General features: G+C 54.8%; 16 protein-coding genes and 2 tRNA genes. 6 read left to right on the top strand and 12 right to left on the bottom strand.

Going from position 1 to position 23,720, the window contains the following annotated elements:
* Window positions 1-25: 25 nt before the first annotated feature.
* Both asd and rsgA read right to left on the bottom strand, forming a co-directional pair.
* Window positions 26-967 carry an archaetidylserine decarboxylase gene (gene asd / locus EH207_RS14990; protein ID WP_137714720.1) on the bottom strand — a complete coding sequence of 314 codons (942 nt, stop codon included), beginning with the start codon at window positions 965-967 and terminating at the stop codon, window positions 26-28.
* 71 nt (window positions 968-1,038) lie between these two features.
* Window positions 1,039-2,088, bottom strand: coding sequence for a small ribosomal subunit biogenesis GTPase RsgA (rsgA, locus tag EH207_RS14985; RefSeq protein WP_137714719.1), 1,050 nt, complete (start codon window positions 2,086-2,088; stop codon window positions 1,039-1,041).
* A 198-nt stretch (window positions 2,089-2,286) separates the two neighbouring features.
* On the opposite strand from rsgA, the gene orn reads away from it, so the two are divergent.
* The 6 genes from orn to EH207_RS14955 all read left to right on the top strand — a co-directional run bounded on the left by orn (window position 2,287) and on the right by EH207_RS14955 (window position 5,573).
* Complete coding sequence (orn, locus tag EH207_RS14980; RefSeq protein ID WP_137714718.1) at window positions 2,287-2,829, top strand: oligoribonuclease; 543 nt, start codon at window positions 2,287-2,289, stop codon at window positions 2,827-2,829.
* A 212-nt stretch (window positions 2,830-3,041) separates the two neighbouring features.
* A tRNA-Gly gene (locus tag EH207_RS14975) sits at window positions 3,042-3,117 on the top strand.
* Window positions 3,118-3,171: 54 nt separating this feature from the next.
* A tRNA-Gly gene (locus EH207_RS14970) sits at window positions 3,172-3,247 on the top strand.
* A 794-nt stretch (window positions 3,248-4,041) separates the two neighbouring features.
* On the top strand, window positions 4,042-4,800 hold the full coding sequence (locus tag EH207_RS14965; RefSeq protein WP_137714717.1) for an alpha/beta fold hydrolase: 759 nt from the start codon (window positions 4,042-4,044) through the stop codon (window positions 4,798-4,800).
* A 22-nt stretch (window positions 4,801-4,822) separates the two neighbouring features.
* The gene (locus EH207_RS14960) at window positions 4,823-5,305 is read left to right on the top strand and encodes a hypothetical protein (RefSeq protein WP_137714716.1); all 483 of its coding nucleotides are present in this window, start codon (window positions 4,823-4,825) and stop codon (window positions 5,303-5,305) included.
* A 7-nt stretch (window positions 5,306-5,312) separates the two neighbouring features.
* Window positions 5,313-5,573 carry a hypothetical protein gene (locus EH207_RS14955; RefSeq protein WP_137714715.1) on the top strand — a complete coding sequence of 87 codons (261 nt, stop codon included), beginning with the start codon at window positions 5,313-5,315 and terminating at the stop codon, window positions 5,571-5,573.
* A gap of 126 nt (window positions 5,574-5,699) precedes the next feature.
* Here the strand turns inward: EH207_RS14955 and EH207_RS14950 are convergent, their stop codons facing one another.
* The 10 genes from EH207_RS14950 to EH207_RS14905 form a co-directional block, all read right to left on the bottom strand.
* Window positions 5,700-7,805, bottom strand: a complete 2,106-nt coding sequence (locus tag EH207_RS14950; RefSeq protein WP_137714714.1) for a hypothetical protein — start codon at window positions 7,803-7,805, stop codon at window positions 5,700-5,702.
* 13 nt (window positions 7,806-7,818) lie between these two features.
* The gene (locus EH207_RS14945) at window positions 7,819-8,265 is read right to left on the bottom strand and encodes a CesT family type III secretion system chaperone (protein ID WP_175413691.1); all 447 of its coding nucleotides are present in this window, start codon (window positions 8,263-8,265) and stop codon (window positions 7,819-7,821) included.
* A 359-nt stretch (window positions 8,266-8,624) separates the two neighbouring features.
* Window positions 8,625-11,144, bottom strand: a complete 2,520-nt coding sequence (gene pigE / locus EH207_RS14940; protein ID WP_137714712.1) for a prodigiosin MAP biosynthesis aminotransferase PigE — start codon at window positions 11,142-11,144, stop codon at window positions 8,625-8,627.
* Window positions 11,141-13,384, bottom strand: a complete 2,244-nt coding sequence (locus EH207_RS14935; protein ID WP_217496099.1) for a thiamine pyrophosphate-dependent enzyme — start codon at window positions 13,382-13,384, stop codon at window positions 11,141-11,143. Before EH207_RS14935 ends, pigE begins: the two co-directional genes overlap by 4 nt.
* Window positions 13,385-14,463: 1,079 nt before the next feature.
* Window positions 14,464-15,780 carry an alginate export family protein gene (locus EH207_RS14930; RefSeq protein ID WP_137714710.1) on the bottom strand — a complete coding sequence of 439 codons (1,317 nt, stop codon included), beginning with the start codon at window positions 15,778-15,780 and terminating at the stop codon, window positions 14,464-14,466.
* Window positions 15,781-15,794: 14 nt separating this feature from the next.
* Window positions 15,795-18,080: an aminoglycoside phosphotransferase family protein gene (locus EH207_RS14925; protein ID WP_175413690.1), complete on the bottom strand. Its 2,286-nt coding sequence runs from the start codon at window positions 18,078-18,080 to the stop codon at window positions 15,795-15,797.
* 10 nt (window positions 18,081-18,090) lie between these two features.
* Window positions 18,091-19,881 (bottom strand): ABC transporter ATP-binding protein, encoded by a 1,791-nt coding sequence (locus tag EH207_RS14920; RefSeq protein ID WP_137714708.1) that lies wholly within the window; start codon window positions 19,879-19,881, stop codon window positions 18,091-18,093.
* Entirely contained in the window at window positions 19,878-21,062 is a 1,185-nt protein-coding gene (locus EH207_RS14915; protein WP_137714707.1) for a glycosyltransferase family 4 protein, read from the bottom strand. Before EH207_RS14915 ends, EH207_RS14920 begins: the two co-directional genes overlap by 4 nt.
* A gap of 31 nt (window positions 21,063-21,093) precedes the next feature.
* Window positions 21,094-22,320: a glycosyltransferase gene (locus EH207_RS14910; protein WP_137714706.1), complete on the bottom strand. Its 1,227-nt coding sequence runs from the start codon at window positions 22,318-22,320 to the stop codon at window positions 21,094-21,096.
* Entirely contained in the window at window positions 22,320-23,432 is a 1,113-nt protein-coding gene (locus EH207_RS14905) for a glycosyltransferase family protein (RefSeq protein ID WP_246048895.1), read from the bottom strand. Before EH207_RS14905 ends, EH207_RS14910 begins: the two co-directional genes overlap by 1 nt.
* Window positions 23,433-23,720: the final 288 nt, after the last annotated feature.

The following is a 23,720-nucleotide window of genomic DNA, read 5'->3' as shown; positions in this document are numbered from 1 at the left end:
CAACTAGGGGGGGAATTGACGGCGTTCAGCCCGGATTATCTGATGCGTCAGTCTCAACATGCACATCGTCAGACTGCACCGGATCGACGATTTCGTCCTGCGATTCAGACACCCTCTCGGCAAAGAGTTCGCCCATGCGGGTAACGCTGAGACTATTGAGATGAGCCGCGAACTGTATCTGATTAGGGGAAAACAGGTTAATCACGGTCGAGCCCAGTTTAAAGCGGCCCATCTCCTGACCTTTTTCCAGAACAACCGCGCCTTCGCCTGCCTGCGGATATGTCCAGCGTTGAATAATGCCTTCCCGTGGTGGCGTAACGGTGCCCGCCCAAACGGTTTCGATGCTGCCGACGATGGTGGCGCCGACCAGAATCTGTGCCAGTGGGCCAAACTCGGTATCAAACAGACAGATCACGCGCTCGTTGCGGGCAAACAGATTCGGCACGTTGTCCGCGGTCAGCGGATTGACGGAGAACAGATCGCCCGGCACGTAAATCATTTCCCGCAGAACGCCGTCGCACGGCATATGGACGCGGTGATAGTCGCGCGGCGATAAATAGGTCGTGGCGAACAGGCCGTCACGGAACAGTTCCGCCATGACATAGTTACCGGCAAGCAGCGCTTCCAGTGAATAAAGATGGTTTTTGGCCTGAATCAGTTGGCCATCCGTGATGGAGCCCAACTGAGATAAAACGCCATCCGCAGGTTGAACCAGCCGGTGGGCATGCGGATCGACAGGACGTACTTCAGGTTTCAGCGGACGAACAAAAAACTCGTTGAACGTACGATAGGCGGCGGTATCCGGCTGCCGCGCCTCCTGCATATTGACCTTGTACTGACGGACGAACAGATCGATAACCAGCTTGGTGAGTTTACCCGCCGGTTTATTCGCTCCCCAGCCAGCCAAACGCGTCAGCCAGATTTTGGGAAGCCAATACTGTAGTTTGATTTTGATATTATCCAGCACAGTGAGCCTCTTGGGTTAATGGTGCGCCATGATGTAAAAGGGGCGCATTGTAGCGGTGGATACAATAAATGTCAGTTATCCGTATCGGAAAAGGTTTTACGCGTTTTTACCTGCGCCATGCTTTCCAAGATACGGTGATAGTTATCGAAACGCTCGGCGGCGATGTCGCCACGGTCGAGAGCGGCGCGAATGGCGCAGCCCGGATCGTTGTCATGCTTGCAGTCACGGAATTTACACGAACCGATGTATTGCCGGAATTCGATAAAACCACGGGTGATCTGATCGGGGGCCAGGTGCCACAGACCAAACTCGCGTACGCCCGGCGAGTCAATCACATCTCCGCCGTGGGGGAAGTGATAAAGACGGGCAGCGGTCGTGGTATGTTGCCCCAGTCCTGAGTTATTGGAAACCTTGTTAACCAGAATGCGTTCTTCACCGAGGGCGAGCAGGGCGTTGAGCAAGCTGGATTTGCCTACCCCGGATTGTCCGGCGAAGATACTGATACGGCCGGTTAACGCCTGCTCCAGTTCCGCCATCCCTTCCTGAGTGTGGCTTGATGCCATCAGTACGCGATAGTTAAGCGCCCGGTAGATATCCATCAGTTCATTGACGAACCGGCAGGCATCTTCATCCAGTAAATCGACTTTGTTCAGAACGATCAGCGGTTCGACGTCCAGTGTTTCGCAGGCCACCAGATACCGATCGATAATATTGAGCGAGAGCTCAGGTAAAATGGCGGAAACGATCACGATCTGATCGATGTTGGCCGCGATCGGCTTGACGCCATCGTAGTAGTCAGGACGCGTCAGGACGGAGTGACGCGGATGAACGGCTTCAACAATCCCGCTGATCCCGGCAAGCGCTTCATTACCGGCCCGCCACACGACGCGATCGCCCGTGACCAGTGATTTAAGGGTGCGGCGGATATTACAGCGATGTACGACGCCGTTTGCGGCTTCCACATCGGCATGCATACCGAATCGGCTGATGATAACGCCTTCCTGGGTGTCGCCCAGTTGACTATCTTCCCATTCGATTTTACTTTCAGAATGTTTAAGGCGGCGCTGATGATTCGCACTTACCCGTCGTTCCTGACCTTTCGACAGTTTCTTTTTGCTCACTGAGCCTCACTTAATACGCTATTGATCGTCATGGTGCGATGAATGCCATAAGACAGGGTTATCGCCCATAATGATTGAAGCGATTATAATACACCCTATTTGATTTTAATTAACTGATGCCGCCAGATAGCGTCCGGTACTGGCGTTACAATCGACGATGGCGGTTGACAATACACGGCAAAAATGGGAATACCAACGATGGTAGATGAAAATAACCTGATCTGGATCGATCTTGAGATGACGGGATTGAACCCTGAACAGGATCGTATCATTGAGATTGCGACATTGGTGACAGACGCCAATCTGAATGTGTTGGCGGAAGGGCCGGTTCTAGCCGTTCATCAGTCGGATAGCCAGCTCGCGCTGATGGATGACTGGAATGTGCGCACGCACGGGGCTAGCGGTCTGATCGACCGAGTGAAAGCCAGCCCGGTTGACGAGCGTGAGGCTGAACGGGTCACGTTGGCTTTTTTACAACAGTGGGTGCCCGCGGGTAAATCACCGATTTGCGGTAACAGTATTGGTCAGGATCGCCGTTTTCTGTTCCGCTATATGCCGGAGCTGGAAGCCTATTTCCACTATCGTTATCTGGATGTCAGTACGCTTAAGGAGCTGGCACGCCGCTGGAAACCGGAGATTCTGGCCGGGTTTAAAAAGCAGGGCACGCATCAGGCGATGGATGATATTCGCGAATCGCTGGCGGAACTGGCTTATTACCGCGAGCATTTTATTCAGCTTTAAGCTGATTCAGGCGTTCATGGACAGCTTGACCGTCAGAGATGTCGACCTGACGGTCTTCAGTGCGGGTAATGCGTGTTTTCACACCGCTTTGCTCTTTTTATCGGCAAACAAACATTTTTTCATTTTTCAGGGCTTGCGGTTGAAAGGATTTCTCGTATAATTCGCACCCCGTACCGATACAGAATTTTGTTTCCGGTGCGGCGGTATCCCGAGCGGGAATAGCTCAGTTGGTAGAGCACGACCTTGCCAAGGTCGGGGTCGCGAGTTCGAGTCTCGTTTCCCGCTCCAATTCAGTCATGCGGCCCTGTGCGGTGTGGCAAATAAAAGCAGTAACCCTGTGACGCGGGAATAGCTCAGTTGGTAGAGCGCAACCTTGCCAAGGTTGAGGTCGCGAGTTCGAGCCTCGTTTCCCGCTCCAGTTTCTTTTCTATAGATATTCACTGATGTCTGTAGCTCTCTGATTCAACAGGGTAATCGCTCTGTTGAGCATCAAGCGAAATCCACTGAAAACCACCCAAAGCCAGCCTTTTTAAGACCAGAATTGAGGCCAAACAAACAGGGCGGCAACACGTTGCGGATTGTTGCTGGGATCAAATAAAGGCAATGACAAGCATAGAGCCTGAGTCTCAACCTGGGCGCGCTTGTCATGGCACTTTCCGATCTGATTATCCGGCAGGCTAAAGCCATCACCCCTGCACCGTTCGCAAACAGAAGCGGCAGGCGGAGCGTCTGCCGCCGGACTCCGCTTCAAAGCCGGCTATTCTCTTCGGCCATTTCCTGCCTTTTTGTATTGCTACTTTAGCGTCAGAAAAAACCTTGCTAGCGTCCAACCGTGAGCAGCATAACTGTAACCTTTCATACCCCAGATCCCAACTGGTGGTCTGCGTGCCTGACGATCGGGGTTTCATTGCATTGGTGTCAGCGAGTTATGGCTGGGGACGCTGGCGGGTCGTTCGAAGGTTTCAGCGCATCATTACGATTTTGCCGGGCGCGTATCAATAGCGATGCCTCTCTGAATGTTTCATCGAACGATCAAAAAAAATTCATGCAATAACTGATGCTAATAAAGATTTTCAATTAATAATAAAATGTAACAATTTTCCTATCACTAAACGATAAGGAAGGTGTCTATGTTCATGGCCGCATGGCCGCATGGCCGCATGGCAGGATGCTCCGCCGGTGTGCAGATCTTTCCGTCAGGAGGTTTTGCGCTTGTATCTCCCCAAGGGTCGGTTAAGTGCCTGGGTCCTGATCCCGGAACAGATGCGATCCGACCTGCCGCCGTTGGTGGCGTTGCATGGGATATCTCGCGATGCCCGGGCGATCCGTGAGGCGTTCGCCGTCCATGCCCTGACGTCGGGGCGAGTGCTGGTCGCGCCGCGTTTTTCGCAAACCGACTGGCCGGGCTTTCAACGCATCGGCGCGCGCCGTCCCGATCACGCGTTGTTGGCGCTGTTTATGGAACTTCAAAGCATCGGCATCAATACTACGCGGGTAGAGCTGTTCGGTTTCTCGGGGGGCGCGCAACTCCCGCACCGCTTCGCCATGCTCTACCCGCAACGCATCGCTCGACTGCATGTCGCCGCCGCAGGTTGGTATTGCCTGCCCGATACCAGCATTGCCTTCCCCGCTGGCCTGGGGGATGGGGGCGGCAAGCCGGGGCCGGACCGGACCGATATAGCCGCGATCTGCCGGGTGCAGCTTCCCGAATACCTTCGCTTACCGTTGCGGCTCTACGTCGGCGCTGAGGACACCGAGCGTGATCCGGCACTGCGTGCCGATCCGTTGCTCGATGCAATACAAGGTTGTGACCGGGTGGCCCGAGCTCGAACCTATGCCGCGGCCTTTGCCTCCGCTGCGCGGGCGCATGGGATCATTCCCGACGTCACATTCTCGGTCCTGCCGGACAGCGGCCACAACTTTGCCCTCTGCGCACGCAGGGGAGGTCTTGCCGCCCGGGTGCTTGCCTGACCCCCGTTACAAGAAAACCAATATGACCTTTTCCATTTCGACTATCGCCCAGGCTAAATGGGCTTTTTCCACCCGGCGTATCGACCCCGCGCTCGTCGCCGGGATCAATGCCGACGTCACCGCTGCGACGGCGGGGCAACTTATCCTCGGTCGTGTGGTCTCCATCGGCCAGCACCAGCGTATCCAGCTTGTCGTCGGGCGGCACGCGACGCTTTATCCTGGCGATCTGGTGGTGCTGCCTTGCGGGGCGCGTTATGCGCCTGACCAATTCGAGGGGGTGGGCGATCTTGCCGCCGGGAACGGATACGGAAACATTGGCGCGGGTGCTTTCCGGCGCCGAGCCGGTGGAGAAGGGCCGGGTTCTGCTTCAGGGGGTCGATATTACCGGGGTTTCTCCGGGCACGCTGCGCCGGGGAGTGTCGGTACTGACTGCCTCGCCGGTGGTACTGCGCGGCAGTCTGCGCCGGGTGCTGACGCTCGGGCTAAGCATTCGGCCCCAAGATGAGGCGATCTTGAGGCAATTGAAAATCAAGGGACTCGACGGGGTTCTAGCGAGTTTCGGCGGGCTTGACCGTCAGATCGCCGAGGACGCTCAGGATGTGGCGCCGACGGGCCGCTTCGCGCTGAGCACGCTGCGCGCTGCGCTAAAATGTCCCGCGTTGATACTCGTGACCGAGCGGGTCGAGGACCCCGACATCGCCGCATGGCTCGACCGCCAGAAGGCCACCCGCCTGTTTTACGAACCGAAAGTGCAGGCGGGGGCAAAGCAATAAAGGCGCCTTCCGTATCAACGTTAATCGCCCAAATCATCAGGATAGTGCTTTATCCGTTCACGTAACGGTGCTCCGCAATGGAACAATAAATCCCTGATACACCAAAAGCGACTTCAAATTGCCCGGCTATGAGCGCGTGGCCGTTTCCCCGCCACCGGCTGACGGTGCCGGTTGGTTATCTACGGTCCCGTTCGATGCCGGTTTGTCGGCCGTTACAGCGGCGGCAATCCGACGCATGCCTTGGCTTACACCGCGATCCAGCAGACTCATCGCCTCGGTGGTGGCCTGGGGCGCGACCTGTAACACCCCACGCAATGCGTGGTAAGTGTTCTCCAGCGGGCGAAGACGGCTGTTCTCGCTGGTCGCACGCGGGAGCTGGGTCCGGTGTTGGGCTGCGATGTTGAACGCGGCGTTGGCAAGGCGATCGCCTGGTTCGATTTGCTTTTTGCGCGCTTTTATCTCCGCAGGAACGGCCTGATTGCTGTAGATAGAGGATAGATAGGTGATCGGCGCTGTCATCCCAAGTAAAGCATTTGTGGAACGCTGTCCGGCGCTGAGCGATGCCGAGCTGCTGGCTTCCGGCGTCAGATCGGTCAAGAGCGAACCCTGTACCGCCGATGCCATTTTGCTATAGAAATTGCTGCGCACCCTTTCTTGCGTGAGGTCCAGGCTCTGCTTGAGTTTGTCGCCGATGCTCGTCTGGGAGGTCTTCTGCGGCTCGAAGATTGAGAATTTACGTCCCTGAGGATCGGTATAGGTGGTATGAAGTTGCACCATCGCCTTAATCGCGCCTGCCGCAGCGGAACCGAGAGCGCCGAATAACGAGAGAAAATGCGGCGTTGACAGATTCGTGGCGCTGACATCATCAATGCCCTGACGCATTGCCTGAAGGGCGCTGCGCGGGATAAAGGCCATCGAATCCCCCAGTGCCAGGACGGTATCGCTGCGTAATTGTTTGTTGCTTACCTGCTGACGTTCTTGATCCGCTTTGCTCGTTTCCTCAGCCAGGGTGTGAGAAGATTTTTTCACCACCTCGCCGTACTCGCCTACTGCCGAACGCAGGGGTTTGGGTACGATAGTATCAGCCTTGATGGGTTTAAGCCCTGGGACCCCCAATGCCTGCAAACCGTTTTCCAGAATGGGTTTCGTCAGTCCGCCGACAGCTTCGTGTGCGAACCCGGTGACGCTGCCGGCCATCACTGCCCGCCCCAGATAACCCAGCGCGTCGTTTCGGGTAATCTTGTTGCTGGCGGCGACGTTCATCCAGGAGCGCACTTCCCCCAGGTGCAGGAAGGTCTGAACGCCCTGAACGATAGCCGACCCCATAATGACTTTGCCTTTGTCGGTTGCTTGCAGCGGCTTGGACAGGCGCTCCTGAACATCCTCCAGATTGAGGTGAGCCTGCACGGTAGCGAGATGCTTCACCTTAGAATGCTCCTGATAGTCGGCCTGTACGCCTTGCAGGAACGACAGCGTCTGCTCATGAGTTTTAAGTTCTGTCTGGATCGTCTTAACACGATCATCCGAAGGCGAGGTCTCGGTAAGCTCATGTTCCAGCAGCGTCATATTGGCTTTAACCTTGTTCTGGCTCGTTTCAAACGCGTCGGGGACGCGCTTGATTGCCTCTCGCGCCGTTGACGCCAGCGATGTCTGGCTGCGACGGATGTCCGCGCGATCCGTCTGGTTAAGGTCCGGCTCGCGCAACGCGGTATCGTGCAATAGATGAGCATGTTCCAGGTAGTCGCCCAACTTTCCTGCATATTCAACGAAAACCTTGGCGGTTTCCTTCACGTCCGGGGGCAAATGCGGTTCACTGCGTGCCGCAATCTCATTAAGCCGGTCGGCAATACTGGGATCGGTCAGGCGCGGCGGCGGCGACATTCCTGGCAGAAAAGCCGCCACATCGTCGAAACGCGAACCGGGGTTGGCTTCCAGCAAACCCCCTAACAGGCGGGGAAGCGCGCTATTGAGCTGGGACGTGTCCGGGCTGCCTCGTTCCATCAGATCCAACCGGTAACTATCAAAGAGTTCCTGATGACGCTCCGGCAATTTTAAAGCCTGATGTTGAGGGGCATTGAAGGATGCGGGGCGTTCACGCTGCCCGCTTACCAGAGGAGGATTATTGGATGGGCGGACATTGGCCGTTGATGTCGACGCGACGTCGGACGCCTTTGTCTGAGTGGGATGGTCGCCCAGTGTGAGTGGATGTGGCTGTGTGTTATTAATACGCATGTCTGTGTTCCTCTTAATAGGATTGACCGTGCGAAACGGCGGCTGGCATACGGGAAAAACCTGTGACGGTTGACTCGCGCCACTCGTGAACGAAGGCGGCGCAGGCAGAAAGCGCAGACAACAGTGTAGCCGCAGAGGGGTGCTCAAGGCTGACCGCGGCCATGAGCAGAATGTTCCCGGTTTTGGGATTGCGTGCCAACACCGCGCCATAGGGTGCGTCGAAAAGGTGAAAATTCATATTCAGCAGAGCGATGGATTGTTGTGTCGAATACTCGCTATGCAGCGCCCCCAGATCGGTGTGGATCGCCATGTGACCCGGCTCTGGCTGTGTGACATAAGGTAAGGAAAAATCGACACCATCGATTTCGAAATGGGGGCGTTCGTACAACACGCCGCTGCGGGGAATCTCGGCCAGGTCGCAGATACCATCTATCAGGGCCCGATAGGTTTCCAGACTCATCTTGTATTTTCCTGTCATGGTGGTAAAAAAGCCGTCAGCTTCAGGGTAGGAAGTTGGCGGCGCGAAGTAAGTTAGGGCAAGGTTTATTGAAACCTCAGTTCAGGCTCATAGGCGAAACCCGAAAGGGGGAACGTTTATCTTTCGTTCAATTCTGAGTTGCTATGGAAGAAAAGTGAGTTCCATTACGAATAAGTATTATTTATGACAGAATCTTCTATGCGGCGGCGCATCGGGAAAGGTGTAACGAGAGTTTACGCTAGCCGAGGTATGGTCGGTGACGCATGCCCGCACTGGCGCGGTTTGCGCCAGTGCGGTTTATTGATTCCCTGTCTGCGACAGGTCATATCGAATAGATTACCTTATGCTTCAAAGGTGGAGAGTTCTTCGCAGACCGTACTCAGCGCTTTGATGAAGTACTCGGCTTCGTCCAGCGATAGAACCAGCGGCGGCTGGATTCGCATCACTCGGTTATTGTTCGCCGTCACAAAGGTCAGAATGTTGTGTTCCTGAGAGAGCTTGGTCATGATGCGCAGCACAAACATGTCCGACATCGTGGATTCCAGCTCTTTCATGGCGGCTTCCAGATGTACTCGCGCTTTCATGGGCATCATTCGATAGGTTGCGGCGGCTTTGGCAGGCAGTCTGCTGGTCATTTCCCGTAAGAAGGCGTCCATACCGCCCGATACATCGTTCTGGAATTCAATGGCAAGCATTAATCCTCGCCCGCGGACTTCTTTGATGAAGTAGTGCTTGCGGGCTAAATCTTCCAACCCCTGCCGCAAATGCGCCCCGACCAGAAGAGCATTGCCGGCCAGATCTTCCTGTTCAATCACATCCAGTGAGGCCAGCGCCGCTGCCGCCGCAAAATTTCCTCCGCCAAACGTTGAGGTGTGCAAGGCAAAACGATCGATATTACCGTAGGCGCGTTGCCAGACTTCTTTCGAAGAAAGGGTGGCGCCAATGGGCACCAGTCCGCCGGAAAGGGATTTGGACAGCACCATGATGTCGGGAGAAACGCCTTCCCACTGGCAGGCGAACATCTTTCCGGTACGGCCAAGTCCTGTCTGGATTTCGTCAAGGATCCACAGGCATTGATGTTCGGAGCACAACGCCCTTACTGCGGAGAGGTAACCCTCCGGCGGCAGGGTGACGCCGCCTTCTCCCTGAATGGGTTCCATAATGAAAGCCATAACATCTCCTTTTTGCAACCGGGCTTGCAAGGCGGCGATGTCGCCGAACGGAATTTCCTCGCAGTGGGGCAGCAGCGGTTCAAATATCTGGCGGTGCTTCTCGCGGCCTGTTACCGACAACGCCCCCAGCGTTTTGCCGTGATAACCGTTAGCGCAATACAGCAGCGTGGGTTTATCGCTGGCGGCCATCGCCAGTTTCAATGCCGCTTCCACGGCTTCGGTTCCCGAGTTACTCAGAAACACGCGTTCCAATCCGTCCGGCGTCAGTGTGGACAGACGCCTGGCCAGAAGACTGGCATGCAGCGGTGCGGACAGATATTGCACAAAGGTGGGATGCTGCTGCGCGAGGTAGTGTTGTAGTTTGGCGGTCACGCCCAAATGATTATGGCCGGTATTGAGGCAACCGTATCCCGCTAAAAAATCCAGATAGCGGCGGCCATCCAGATCGGTGAGCCAGCATCCCTGCCCGTGGTTGAACACCCGTTCGATATGATTGAACGCATAGAATTCCTGCAAGACGGGGTTGATGTGTTCGCCAAAACAGCGCAGCACTTCCGCGCGGAGGTGTTGAGCGTCGTCTCCTATATCGAAGACGGCCGCTGGCTGTTTGCCGCCGTGGAATCGCCGTAATTTATGGAATTTCGCTTCGCTTACCGTTTCGCCATGACTTGTCAGGGGGCGGGGGGTAAAGCCGTGACGCCCGGCGATACGGCCAATTTCCAGCACCCGTTCAACGGGCAATTCACGGCCGATCGAAAAAGGCTCCGCCCGGCCCTCCAACGCGAGGATGATGGTTTCGGCGAGGCAACCGTTGAGGTTGCGCTTTGGGTCAAGCCCTAGCGCCAAAGCGCCGAAACTTACGGCGTCGGAGGCGGATACCAGTCCGCCGTCGATCACCAAAATGTCGTCACGCTTTTCCCAGCCTGGCTGCATGTCTTTCGGCAGCGCCGCGTCGACGATCACGCTGCCCGGCGCCAGCCGCAGTGGATCAATCACGCCGCCGCTGGACGTTGCGGCCACGAACAGTTTGGTTTCGTCATAGCAATCGTCCACGTTGTCGTAGAGCGTGACTTGTCCGTGCAACTGCGCCGGCAGGTAATCCAGCAGAAGGGCCGATTGCTGTTTTTTATCCCGATGCACCAGGCGCAACCTGCATCCTAATGGGATCAGTAACCGGGCGACAGCAAGGGCGATCGAACCGGGATATCCCAGTATGGCGACGTCTGACTGCGCTGGCGGGATATTAAGGGCGGACAGAACATCCAGCAGGTTCATATAGGCGGCATACGCTGTCAGCGAGTTGCCGGTGGTTACCGGAACCTGCGTACGTTCGAGTGTCTGTAGGCCGCGGTTGCCAACGATGGACGTAAAGCCGCCCAGCCCGACCAGTTCTGCGCCCTCGTTTTTGAGCGCATTGACGCCTTCGACCACGCGCTCGGCGATACGCTTTGGCTGGCTCAACATCTGTTCTGCCGTTAATGGCATGTATTGTAAAATGCCATCGCATTGCGCGCCGCAGGCGCTGACTATGCGGCCGAATTCAACGAAGGGAACCAGATTGCGCTGACGCCAAAGCGCAGGGTCGTAGCCGTTGGCCTGTTCCTCAAGCATACGGCCAGTCATATCAATCAGTTTGACCTGATGCAGCAGTTCCCTGGAAGTGGGATGGGCGATAAAACCGAATTTCATAGTGTTCCCTCGTTAGAAATAGGCAGACGGCTCCAAAAGTCCTCTGAGATTAGGCCCAAGCCGTCACCTTCAGAATTGTGTCCAAGCCAGACATCAAAGAAGTTGATGCGGTCAGGCGCGATTAACGCTTCGCGCCACTGTGCAGGGCAAAATTGCCGGAGTAGGCGGCGATGGACGCTGACGCCATTAATAACGCTGTCGCTAGGCTTGGTTTCCCACCCGGCCATCGGCACATCGACTTGCTTATAGCCGTTCGGCGTACAACGCTTGTCCAGATAGCTCTGGATCATGGAGAGCCCGCCATTGGTCAGGTACAAGACCGTGATGTTGCCGCCGCGGTCCACTACCCCTTTGGCCGACGACAAGATCAAACGCTGTTCTATGTCCGGCACGAGCGCACGAGCGCCATCGCCAATGAAAGCCAGCACGTTGCGTTCATTGTTAAGCGCAATGTAAGGCAGCGACATCAGGCCATCCCCCATCAAGGCGCGGCCATACCAACCGGAGAAGCCGGGATCGGTGCGCGCGACATTACGGATGGCCGATAGGCTGCAACGGCCCACATCGTAGACCCCGGTATAGCGATAACCCTGCCGTTGAATCAGGTCGGTTAGCAGCAGATTTAACTGGTGGAAGAAGTAATTGGGCGTCATCGGCATCGTTTCGATGAGATCGCTTGGCAATGCCGTCGGTATATTCCGCAATCGTTCAATGAATGTCCGGCGTTGAGACAGTACCGCGTCGTCGACCGCCAGACGCGGCTCGACATAGTCAAGAAAATCTGTCAGCCGCATATCCAGCGCCAGATGCGTAAAGGGAGACAGATGCGCGGCATTACAGTTGACCTGGGCAACGTTGAAGTTGCGCTTGAGCTTAATCGCCGAATAAGGCGTGGCTGACTGCTCAATCCTGCTTTTGAGGAAGAACAGCCAGGGCTTGCTTTCCCCTTGCTGAGGCGGGGTTTCCAGAAACTCGTAGATCGCGCGGTTAAAACCGTACAGAGAAAGCGTGCCAAGATAGTTCTCCACGGCGACGCCTTCCCGGTAAGCCGGTACGCTGCCGGGATGAATGATACTGTCGACCAGGCCAATGCCCGCTTTCTCCGACAGTTGCAGAACGCGATCCCGTTCGTCTGGGGTGAGCCGGTCACAGTGCCATAGCATCCGTGTATTATCATGGTTGATGGTTGCGACCGCCTGATCGAGCCGTTCACGCTGAGCCGCGGAAAGCGCCGTCGTTTTGATCGCGGGCAGCGGCGTGGCGATCGCGGGTTCATCCAGTTGCGATTCGAGGATGGCTTGCGTCGCCATGATAAAGGTTGGCGCCGGATGATTATCAAGCGCCTGGAAAGCGCCCTCCATGCAGACTGACATATCATCGGGCGAGACGATGAAACAATGCCACAGGCCGCGAGCGGCGATCACCGCATGACCGTTGTTATCCGCGTCAAGCGTTCCCTGAAACGGATACCAGATGGTTGACGGGGAGTCGGCGCAGACAATAATGCCTGGCGCGGCAGCGTGTTTGAGGTTTGCCAGGGTGCCGCGCATCTCGTCGATCATGCCGGAGGTCAGGGCTATCACATAGGCCCGGCCATATAATTGCCAGCCTGCCAATGCGCTGACGGCGAGAGCATGCTCGTTGTTGCCGGTCAGACAACGGTGGTCTGAATCCTGTAGTAATTCCTTCATGGAATTGATGAAGCGAGCCACCATCGATCCCGTAAAATAGTGAAAGTCCCACTGGTCGCCCCAGCGAGCGGTCATATGGCGGTGAATTGTCTTTGCCACTGTCACCGGATCTGTCGAATTCTGATAGATGCGCACCAGCATACGGTTGAAATAGGCGTGCTCCAGGTGGTCCAGAATCAATCGCAGCATGTCGGCACGACGTTGCCACGAATTGGGATGAAGTACCCGCACCAGCCTGTTGTTTCCCAACCGCCCAATCCATTCTCCCAGACATTCCTCTTGGCATAACAGCATCGCCGAATAAGGAGAAAACCGGGCATTTGGCTGGTTGTGGACAAACGGCAGAAAGGGATCTTCTTCGTCGGACGGTTTCTCGTGTCTGGCGTCAAGCAAAACGCACTCGATCCGGAATGACGGTTGATGACCAGCCGAGAACGGCTGAAGGGCCGCTGAAAGCGAGTCGAAACGCTGCAATGACAGGACGAGGTCCGTGTGTTGATGTTGCGATAGGTAATGGCTTGCCTGTTCAAGAATCCGGTTATATGGCATGCAATCGCTGTCAGGTGGCGTACATGATTGAGTCCTTGCATGATTGCCCAGCAATGTATTGATGTGACTAAGGACTACGTTTAAATCCTGTATCAACCCGTTATCCTGGCTGATCAAGCAAACGTTGATGGTTCGAGCTTCTGGTCGCATACGTATTACCTCTCCCTTTGATTGTTGCTAATGACGTCAATTTGGCTCAGGCAGGCAACAGCCCTGAGTGCGGCAACTCCTTCTGCAACTGCCGTATGGACCTTAGGCGCCAGCAACGCCTTCTTCCCTAATTTGAATTATTCAGTGTATTTATCGGGGAAGTTCCGGTTAAGTATTCAATGAGTGAATGCGCTTTTTCTCATCAGCAGAAAAAAATTTTTAATGTGCTTTTGTCGATTAAAAAACAGCGCTGTACGCTTGGGTATCTTCAGCGGTAATAAGGAATAAGTTTTATTTTAAATAGATTTAGCCGCTCGGTTTTTATTATTTCGATGAAGGTCAATATCTATTTGCCTGACGTTATCAATAGCAAGCAATATAGTCGAATGATTGGCACATTGAAATAAATACTTTGATACAAATTGAAATTATTTTGTTAAATTTATATTTATTGTTTTATTTCAATTGGTTATATATGATATCGCTATTTTGTGGAATAGATGGGGAAAAATAGTTACGATGTAAATTAAATAATCACTACCAATATTATTGTTAATACATCATTTTTTGCCAAATTATCAAAATATGTCCGTTATATTTCAAGTCACAGATGCGTTGGCTTCTCCCGTTTGTCGACTTTTCGTATCTTGCAATAAAGCGGATGAGGTGTTTTTACTATCTAAAATATTTTTGAGCGATTTATTAACTTAAATAATATCCATTGTTTGAGCATGCGATTTAGTGAATAAGTAAAGTGTGTTTTCGATCGGAAAATAAAAAGCAGCAGTATTAACGCTAACATATTCGGTGAGTCACGATTGCTTAAGGGCTGGCGGGCGAGGTGTTGGAGACCGTCTGACCTAAAGGCGAGCCGCCGAATATCCGCACGCGTTACGGAGCCTTTGTATCAGTTAAGTGGAGAACCGTCGTCAGAACCCGACTTCAACCTTCAGCGAGAGGTAACCGGCGGGCTTACTTGCGTCGCTGCTCTGGCTATCATCCTGACGAAAACGTGATGAGGGCATGAACCAGCCAAGAACTGATTCCACTTCAATATTGTCACGAGGACGCCAGCCAACCATCAATTCCACGGCTGAACCAAGATGTTTGGTCGAGAGGCGATCGTTTCTGGGGCTGATCTCGGTGGTGTCATCTCGCAATGCGGCGAGCCGGTCTTGCCTGTAATCATGATAGAGCAAATCCAGTGTTGCCTCTGGCGCGATATTGATACCGATACCACCGGTCAGGATATGGATATTGCTCAGTTCGGGATCAAAGGTGTTGCCGTAGACTTTATATTTACCTATCCCGCCGAAACGGGCTTCATTGGAATGCAATCCGGTTTGGCGATAGCTTTTATCAATCTGGTCGCTCTGTTTGTCGTCGCCGCTGCCCCAGGCATAGCCAAGCGTTATTCTGGGACGCAGCGCCGCGCGATCAAAGATATAGGTGCCGCCCGCATCAACGGCATAGCCGCGCAGACGGTGCCCCGCTTCGCGGCCATGCATTACGCCAAACTCAAACCAGTGCTGCAATCCTTTTTTGGGAAAAGCATGTGAGCGGATACCGGTATTGATCTGACGATCGTTATCCGTGGTGATATCGCGTTGCAGTAGGCCATAAATGCCCAGACGCCACGTTTTATCCAGAGAGTAACGAGCCAGAATACCGCCGGTGTTTACCGGGTCCTGCTTTGTGTCGCTGTCAAAAAGATCTTTTTGCCAATGATTGACTCGTCCGGCGATGGCATCCACTTCAATATCTCCTTGATTGATACGAGCGTGTACGCCATCCAGGTTTTCATCAAACAGCCACTCGCGCTCGTCACGTATTAACCATCGTCCCAGGCGTAATTCGGTATGCGGTATGATGGTGTCGCTGATCTTAATGTAAGCCTGATTCAGCTCCAGTTTGTCGGTTTCCACTTTTTCCTCGCGGGATTCGCGCTCAATTTTTTTTATCCATTCCAGTTCAGCGACCCCGGACACCGGCGCATCTTTCTTTAGCTGTAACTGTAGCCGCAGGGCGGGTTCAAGTTCTGTGGCGTTATCTTTTTTCTCGCCTTGCCTTAGATCTGTGTTGCGTTGGTGTTGTCCCTCCAGGATCAGTCGGGGTTTTGCCGTTATCCACGGTATCTCCTCTTCACGCTTCTCTTTGGCGGTACCGGATGATGAGACATTACCGACCGCTTCCACGGCCAATGGCATCAGAGATAAAAAAGGGAAAATAAGGTAATGACGTATCATAAATAATCCGTTGACTAACCAGACCTGACGCCAAGACGCGCTTCACAGCGATACAGCAGCGCTGCCGTTGTCTGTGCGCGGGCGGGGAATTGAGTGCTTAAAAAAATGTGGCGTGCCAGTGATAGCGTTGTCAGCGCCTGAATCTCTTCTGCGGCGACGGTCGGCGAGCGGGCCAGAAAAGCCTGAAGAAAGGCTGACTCATGGGCGGCCAGCGCCTGAATATCGCCGAATTGACGCAACGCGAGTTCCTGAACATGTGCGATGTAATTCCCTGCATCGATAGCGGGGCAGCCGATGCAGCACAAGTCAAAATCGAGCAATGCTACTTTAAATGGCGGCTCTGCATAGATCATGACTTGATCAGGATAAAAATCACGGTGGATCACCGTTGATTCCGAGGGGATCAGGGAGGCCGCCAGTTGTTCGCAGCCGGCCAGCACCTGCTTAATACGCGCCGACCACCGGGGGCGCAACGCCGCCGCCTGATTCAGCCGTTGTCGCAGTACCGCTACTTCATCTGATAAGCGCCACTGTTTAGCCGCCGATAACGCGCGTAGCGCCTGGCTCTGATGCAAGGCCGCCAGCGCCATCGCGACGCGGTTTCCTAATATCGATAAATCATGGCTGGCCGGGTGCAACAACTCGGTCAATAAACGTGCGCTGATTTTACGCTGTAGCCACAATTGTTCCGCTTCCATCAGCGCTAACGGTTCCGGTACGGATACCCATGACGATGCGTTAAACCCGTTCTGCCATAAAGCGCGCTGTTTGTTAAAAGCCGCGTGATCCACGCCTTTTGCCCGATATTTACCCAATACGGTCATCGGCGCCGTTTGTCCCGGCAACGACCACTGATAGGCGATTAACGCTCGGCGTCCGAGCTTATGGCGGATCACCTCCGCTTTCACCCATTGCGCGCTTTCAGGCAGCGACAGCGCCTGTCGCATGGGTTTTTCGATGGCGGACGGGTCCGTTAATGTCAGCAGCCGATCGGTGGGGATATGGAGAGTGGATGTTTGCGCCTGCGCCACATAGTGCGCCGCACGGGTTAGCAGGGCTTCAATCTGTTCAGGCCAATGAGGGGCGCGTTTGCGGAACGGTTCGGTGGCTAAACAGAGCAGTTTGGCCGCGACATGCCAGGTTAATTGCGACAAGGATTGCCGGACGTCAGGCGCGGCCCGCGCCGTGTAACCCGATAAAAAACAGGAGACGGCAAGATCTGCCTGAGCGTGCGTCACCACCTGTTCGATCGCCTGTAACTCAAGACGCGCCTGCAAGCTGGCGAGATCGGTCAGCGGATCGCCGTAAGCCGCGTGATCCCAGTCTAAAAAACACAGGGTCCGATCGGCCACATGGACAACCTGATCCAGCGAAAAATCGCCATGAATTAGCGCCGGCGCTGATTTCCCCGGCAGCAGCGCCTGTGCGATCCGTTGCGTCAACTGACGAAACCTCGCTTCTCCCGCCGGGTAAATAAATGACAAGGTATTGAGGACATTCCACAACGCCTGTATTTCATCCTGTAGCGTGCGCCGCGTGGACAGGGTTAATGCGGTTTGATGTGTTGTGGCCAGCGTTTCCCCAACCGGGCCGAGATCGCCCGGACGCCATTGCGCATGCTGTTCGGGACAGAGAATGTCGCCTGCCTGCCACTGGGTAAGCAGAAGGCGATGCCCGACATCGTGACCCAGCATGCGGGTATGTCCCAACGCTTCGCCCAGCGATGCGCCGGCTAGCATGGCGCCAAATGTTTCGCTGTGACAGCAGCGCAATACCGCATGGCGGCCTTCAGGGGTGTTCAGCGCCGCGACGAAACGTCGCTCAGGCTTATAGCGCAATAGCTGCCAGGTTAGGATAGCGCTTTGCGCGAACGGCCAAAGACCGCACAGCGCATTGGCTGCTGATTGTAGATAAAGTGGCCGGAGATGGCTGAAAACAGGATCGTTCAGCGGGTGAAACAGTATCAGGGAAAAGGCGGCGAGCGCGGCGGGCGCATAGGGATCTTCCGTCGACACCAGTGTCTGATAGCGGCGGCGATGCCAGGTTTGCATAAAACGTTCGGTTGTCAGCGCCTTAGCATAGTAATGACCCTGTTCTCCCGACGCGGAAACCAGCGTCAGCCCCGCCACGCAACTGGTTCGTGGTTTATAGCGCAAATAGGTCACGGTCAGGGATCGCGTGTCGGCGAAGCGCGGCAGGCGGCGCAGCGTCTCCAGCAACGCTTGCGTGTCCAGCAGTAATCTCAGGCCGGGAAGCGCCGTATCGGTCTGAATCATAGCGATATCCGCATCCTGTAACATCACGCAATCCTTATGCCCGGCCCAGGCCTTGCAGATGCCATAACTCCGCATAGCGTCCCTGACGGGCGAGTAATGCGTCGTGGCTGCCTTGCTCCATAACGCAACCGTTCTCAATGAAGAGGATTTTGTCCGTCAGTGCCGCGAACGCAAGATTATGGGTGATCAACAAGCTGGTACGATGCTGCATCAGCCGCACCAGCGCCTCGATAACGGCCTGCTCATTCTCACTGTCCAGCCCGGTGCTGGGTTCGTCCAGAATCAGAATCGGGCTATTGCGGATCGCCGCGCGGGCGATGGAAAGACGCTTTTGCTGCCCGCCCGATAAGGATTGCCCGCGTTCGCTCAAAATGGTGTCGTACCCCTGGGGTTGCGCGGTAATAAACTCATGGGCATTGGCCAGTTTCGCCGCATCGGTAATTTGCGTATCGGTCACTTCTCCCGGAACGGCCAGCGCAATATTTTCACGAATAGAGAGCCCGAACAGCAGGCTCTCCTGCGGCACAAAACCAATTTGTTGACGCAGGCTCTCCAGGGTGTAATCACGAATATCCCGCCCGTTGACCATGATGCGTCCGTCATGAGGGTCATACAACCGTAATAACAGACGTGCGATTGTTGATTTTCCCACGCCGGACACGCCGGTAATGGCGACGGATTCTCCCGTCTGTAGCGAGAACGTGGTGTGATCCAATATCCGGTGCTGGCGATCATCGCGCCCATAGTGAAAGCCGACCTGGTCAAAGCAAATTTCATCGATCACCTTGTTCAACGCGATAGCATTGGGACGATTGGTGATATCGGGCTGCCGTTGAAACAGGTCGACGATGCGCTCCCCGGCGGCCAGCGCTTTGGAGAGGCGGCCGGTATATTTTGCGTATTCACGTATCGGCCGGAATGAATTCTTTAAATAAGAGAAGAAGATCACCAATTCACCCACTGACATTCGGTCATTTAATACCGCCAGCGCCCCTTGCCATAACACCAGCGCGGTGGCAAAGGCGATAATCAGGTCAACGCTGCGCTCCAGACCGGCGGTTAACCGTTTCGAGCGTACGTTTTGTTGCAGGCTGTTGGCGTCATCGCCCTGAAAACGCTTGATGGTTTCGGTTTCCAAAGAGAGCGCCTGTACGGTGCTGATCGCCCCCATAAACTCGGTGACATTCGCCGCCAGGATGCCTTCGCATTTACGCTGTCTGCGGCTGGTATCGTGGATCTTCCGGCTGGTTCGGCGGGTGTGCCAGATTAACCACGGTATCGGCAGCAGCGCGCACAGCGTCAGTTGCCAATTGAGGTACAGCATAATGCTCAGCATTCCGCCCAGGATCAGGATATTCACCAGCATGGGCATCAGCGCGGTAATCGTGGTTTCACGCAGCATACCGATATCGCTGGTTAAGCGCATGGCGAGATCGCCCGTTTTCACCCTATAGTGAAAGTTCAACGACAGGCGCTGTAAATGCGCAAACAGGTCACTGCGCACCGCACTGAGTACGCGGCTTCCCGCCAGCGCCAGCCCGATAGTACTGAGATAACTCATGGCCGCTTGCAGCGCGGCAATCAGGATCACGCTGACAACGCTTACCATTAAAAGCGTTGATACATCCCAGGCGTTAAGCCAGTGCGCACGGTTTTTATTGGGGGATAAAATATGGTCGATGACAAACGCCAATGGCCAGGGTTCAAGCAGGCGCATGCCGGTTGAAAGCAGCAGGGCGGCCAATGCCCCGCTGATGAGCGGATAATGAACCCGGATATAGGGCCAGAATTGACGCGTGACCGCGCGCCAGGGGCGCAGTTTCATGCTTGTCCCTCCGGTAAAATGCTATTGGCAAGGCGGAAAATCCGTTGTACGACCGCATCCCAGCTCTGATTAGCGATGATGGCCCGGTGCCCGTTTTCGCCCAGTTGACAACACAGCGTGCGGTTGACGACCAGCTTTTCCAGGGTATGGCACAGCGCAAGCGGGTTATCCGGCGCGGCCAGCAAACCGGTTTTTCCCTCTTCGACGACACTGGCCAGATGCCCGACCCGGGTGGCGATAACGGGTAATCCCGCGGCCATATATTCATAAATCTTGAGCGGCGAAAAATAAAAATCTGGCAGGGCGGGGTAGGGGGCGACGGCGATATCCATTTCTGCTAGCCGGGCTGGAATCTCCGTATGGGGCAACGCGCCGGTGAAGTGAACCCTGTCGGATAGACCCAGCCGCGCGACCCTGTCAGAGAGTGACGCGTGTTGCGGGCCGTCGCCCACGATCAACAGACGTACCGGGTTGCCCCGTAGATGTAATAACGCAAACGCATCAATCAGTGTCTCTACGCCATGCCACGGTTTTAAGCTGCCTAAAAAACCGATCGTACTGTCGCGTGGCGGGCCGTGCGTCAGGCGTGCCTGTCTGATGCTAATCGCCTGACTAAAGCGCAGGGGATCAACCCCATTGGGCACCACATAAACTCGCTGCCTTGCCTGGGGAAACTGCGTTAAATAGGCTTTCACGCCCGGAGAAACCGCCACAATCGTGGCGGCATGAGTTAACACTGAACGCAGGATGCGCAGGGCTTCTGCCTCCAGCGGTAATACCCGATACCGTTTTTGTTCTTCAATCAACGGGGCGTTGACTTCCAGTATCCCCTTGCAGCCGGTCTGTCTGGCATAGGCCATTCCCGCGGCGCTCCACAGGGCGTAACGTTCATAAACCACATCAAAACGGGGATAACGCATTAAAGCCTGTTGCAGATGGTGGTTTGCGGCTAACGCCGCCTGAGCGCGTACCTCAGGGGTGTCGTCAGGCAATGCGGGTAACCGGTGCAGATGAACGCCAGCCAGTTCCGCCGGCGGTTCTCCGCCGGTCCGCTGTGCGAACAGGGTGATATCCGCGCCTGTTTTCAGCAGGCTGCGCAGCACTTCCTGAATATGGATTGAAGCGCCTTTACAGCCAAAAACAGGGATACCCGGATCAGTACAGATATACGCAATACGCATATGATGATTCCTTTTGAGTACCTGTTAACGATCATGGCCTTACGCTGGCAGAGAACATGTCGCGTAACCGGCTGGCATTCCGATTGATATCGTACTCCGCGCTTATCAGTGCGCGCGCGTGGTGAGACAAACTGAACCGCTGATCCGCATCGTTGAGCAGACAGGCGATCGCGTCCGCTAACGCATGGGGGTTCTGAGGGGGAATGCACAATCCCGTTTTCTGGTTTATCACCACTTCGGGAATACCGGCGACGGTGGTTGAAACCACGGGCGTTCCCAACGCCATCGCTTCCAGTAAAACAGTGGGCAGGCCATCCCGGTCGCCATCATCGCTGATTACGCACGGGGCGACCAACATCGCGGCTTGCCGCATCTCGGCAATGACTTCCTGCTGTGGTTTTGAGCCCGCCAGCGTCATACGGTCATGCAGCTTTAAGGTGTCGATCTGACGTTGCAGGGGGGCAAATAAGTCGCCGTTGCCTATCAGGGTACAGTGAAAATCCAGACCCCGCTGTTTCAGCAGCGAGACGGCTTCAATCAGTACATCAAATCCCTTTTTCCTGACTAATCGCCCTACCGCCAGAATTTCCTTTGAGTGCTGTGCGGGCGGTGAATACGGAAATTGTTGCAGATCCACCCCATTGTACAAACGCACCAGCCGCTCGGCGCAGGCGCCGTATTTTTTGCGCAAATAGGCGAGGTTATAATCCGATACGGTGACGACGCAAGCGGCATCACGCAGTTTGATATCCAGTTCGGTTGGCTCGCCGTAGCAGTAGTAGATATCTTTGGCATGCGCAGTAAACGAATACGTCACGCCGCTGAAAATCGCCGCCAGACGCGCCACGGTGGTGGCGAGCGTGCCGAAATGCGCATGAAGATGTTGAATGCCGCGGGCTTGCACATCCAACGCGAGCTTAATCGCTTGTGCAAACGAATGAGGCGATCCCCACTGCACCTGGGTCATCCTCTTGTCGAAATCGGGCAGTCGCTCACGTGCGGTTTGCAGCAATTGCCAAAAGATTTCCGGATCGTATTGTCTGTCCTTATAACGTGTGACGGGCGCTTTCACGCGGGCGATACCGTCCTGAAAATGCGTTTCGCTCACCGGGCCTAAAGCAAAAATATCAACTTTCATGCCCGCGCGTTCGTGAGCCAGGATCTCATTAACGACAAATGTTTCTGAAAATCGCGGATAACGTTTCAATACATAGCCGACATAGACCGTTTGACGGGGTGACGGCGCGCCATTGTCCATCAGATTAAGACTCCGTTGCGTATTTTGTTGCGTAAAACGCCGTCAACCTGCGTAGCAACATGCTCTAACCCCTGAAAATCCAGGACCTCCCGCGGGTTGGCGAAGGTCTGAGGCTGAGCCAGCCAGTGCTGAATAAACGCAGGACTTAATTGTTCAGGGGCCAGACAGGTCACCAGATTGTGTTCAGCCAGCTTTGTCGCCCGTATCCACTGTTCCTGACGCGGTGAGACGCGGGGTATGATCAACGCCGTTTTCTGAAGGGCCAGTATCTCGGTAACAGTGTTGTATCCTCCCATTGATACGATGCGCTCCGCCTGGCGTATCAGTTCCAGAGGTTCCGCCACAAATTCCGCCATCGTCATATCATCGCGCTGCCTGACCCAATGGTGCAGTTGACCGCGCTCCTCGTCGGGCATCATGGAGCCGGTAATCAGTACCCCGTGGCGGCCTGCGGGTAACTGCGCATGGACAAAGGCTTTCGCCAGCGCAAAGCCGTCTTGTCCTCCTCCCACCATGCACAAGACATAGGGAGCGTCGAGTTGGCAGGGGCGTTCAGCGGATACCGTTTTCCGACGCCGCTTTGCGGCATCCAGATAACCGACAAAGGTGATTTTCTTTGTCAGTTCGGCATCAAACCCGTATTGCCGCGGGAGATCGTAAAAGTTGGCATCTCCGTAAATCCACACCTGAGTAAAATAGTTCCGAATGGCCGCGGCGTTTCCCAGCTTTGCCCATTGGCGCTGAACGACCTCGGGATGATCAATAATATCCCGCAGGCCAAGCACCACGTCTGTGCCTTTTGCCGCCAGCACCGGCAAAATGGAGTCGAGTTCCGACATAGCGCCGCGCGGAACGTTATCCACCACGACGATATCCGGTTCGAACGCGTTAATGGCAGCATGAAGGATGTTCGAGCGAAGGGTGACCAAATGGTTGATATCCTTACCCAATGTCCTGGGCAGATAGCGCCCGTCAGCCGTTTTCAGGTAAGTTGGCAGCGTCACGACATCCGCGCCTTTGGGCAGAGGGAATTGCCCGGCTTCACGTACGCCAGTCGTTAACAGGATCGCCGCGTCAGACCATATATTTGCCACCGCCTGAGCAAGTAGCATATTTCTTCTTACGTGACCTAATCCCATCGTGTCATGGGAATAAAAGACTATCCTGGGCTCACGGGGTCGTTCTGCTTTAGTTAACATGGCAATATATCCCTATGATATTAAAAAATTAATTATCCTTGGAATACGGCTATGTCCTATTTACCTAACGCGAACCTTTATCATTACAGCCCGAGCAGCTCGGCTATTTATTAGATGGCTCATTATTTAAACCTAAACCCATCCCCGTCATAAAAATGTCAAGTGAGTCGTTTTTTTATTAATCTATGTTGTTTTGTAATT

It is taken from the genome of Brenneria rubrifaciens, assembly GCF_005484945.1.
GTDB classification, from domain to species: domain Bacteria; phylum Pseudomonadota; class Gammaproteobacteria; order Enterobacterales; family Enterobacteriaceae; genus Brenneria; species Brenneria rubrifaciens.
The sequence above is the reverse complement of the archived record's forward strand: the minus strand, read 5'-3'. Positions and strand labels throughout refer to the sequence as shown.

Coding starts and splice junctions, on each gene's coding strand:
- EH207_RS14920 (WP_137714708.1), bottom strand. CDS start 19,881: ATGAAACTGCGCCCCTGGCGCGCGGTCACGCGTCAATTCTGGCCCTAT.
- EH207_RS14915 (WP_137714707.1), bottom strand. CDS start 21,062: ATGCGTATTGCGTATATCTGTACTGATCCGGGTATCCCTGTTTTTGGC.
- EH207_RS14960 (WP_137714716.1), top strand. CDS start 4,823: ATGACCTTTTCCATTTCGACTATCGCCCAGGCTAAATGGGCTTTTTCC.
- orn (WP_137714718.1), top strand. CDS start 2,287: ATGGTAGATGAAAATAACCTGATCTGGATCGATCTTGAGATGACGGGA.
- pigE (WP_137714712.1), bottom strand. CDS start 11,144: ATGAAATTCGGTTTTATCGCCCATCCCACTTCCAGGGAACTGCTGCAT.
- EH207_RS14925 (WP_175413690.1), bottom strand. CDS start 18,080: ATGTTACAGGATGCGGATATCGCTATGATTCAGACCGATACGGCGCTT.
- EH207_RS14910 (WP_137714706.1), bottom strand. CDS start 22,320: ATGGACAATGGCGCGCCGTCACCCCGTCAAACGGTCTATGTCGGCTAT.
- EH207_RS14905 (WP_246048895.1), bottom strand. CDS start 23,432: ATGCTACTTGCTCAGGCGGTGGCAAATATATGGTCTGACGCGGCGATC.
- EH207_RS14935 (WP_217496099.1), bottom strand. CDS start 13,384: ATGCCATATAACCGGATTCTTGAACAGGCAAGCCATTACCTATCGCAA.
- EH207_RS14950 (WP_137714714.1), bottom strand. CDS start 7,805: ATGCGTATTAATAACACACAGCCACATCCACTCACACTGGGCGACCAT.
- EH207_RS14945 (WP_175413691.1), bottom strand. CDS start 8,265: ATGAGTCTGGAAACCTATCGGGCCCTGATAGATGGTATCTGCGACCTG.
- EH207_RS14930 (WP_137714710.1), bottom strand. CDS start 15,780: ATGATACGTCATTACCTTATTTTCCCTTTTTTATCTCTGATGCCATTG.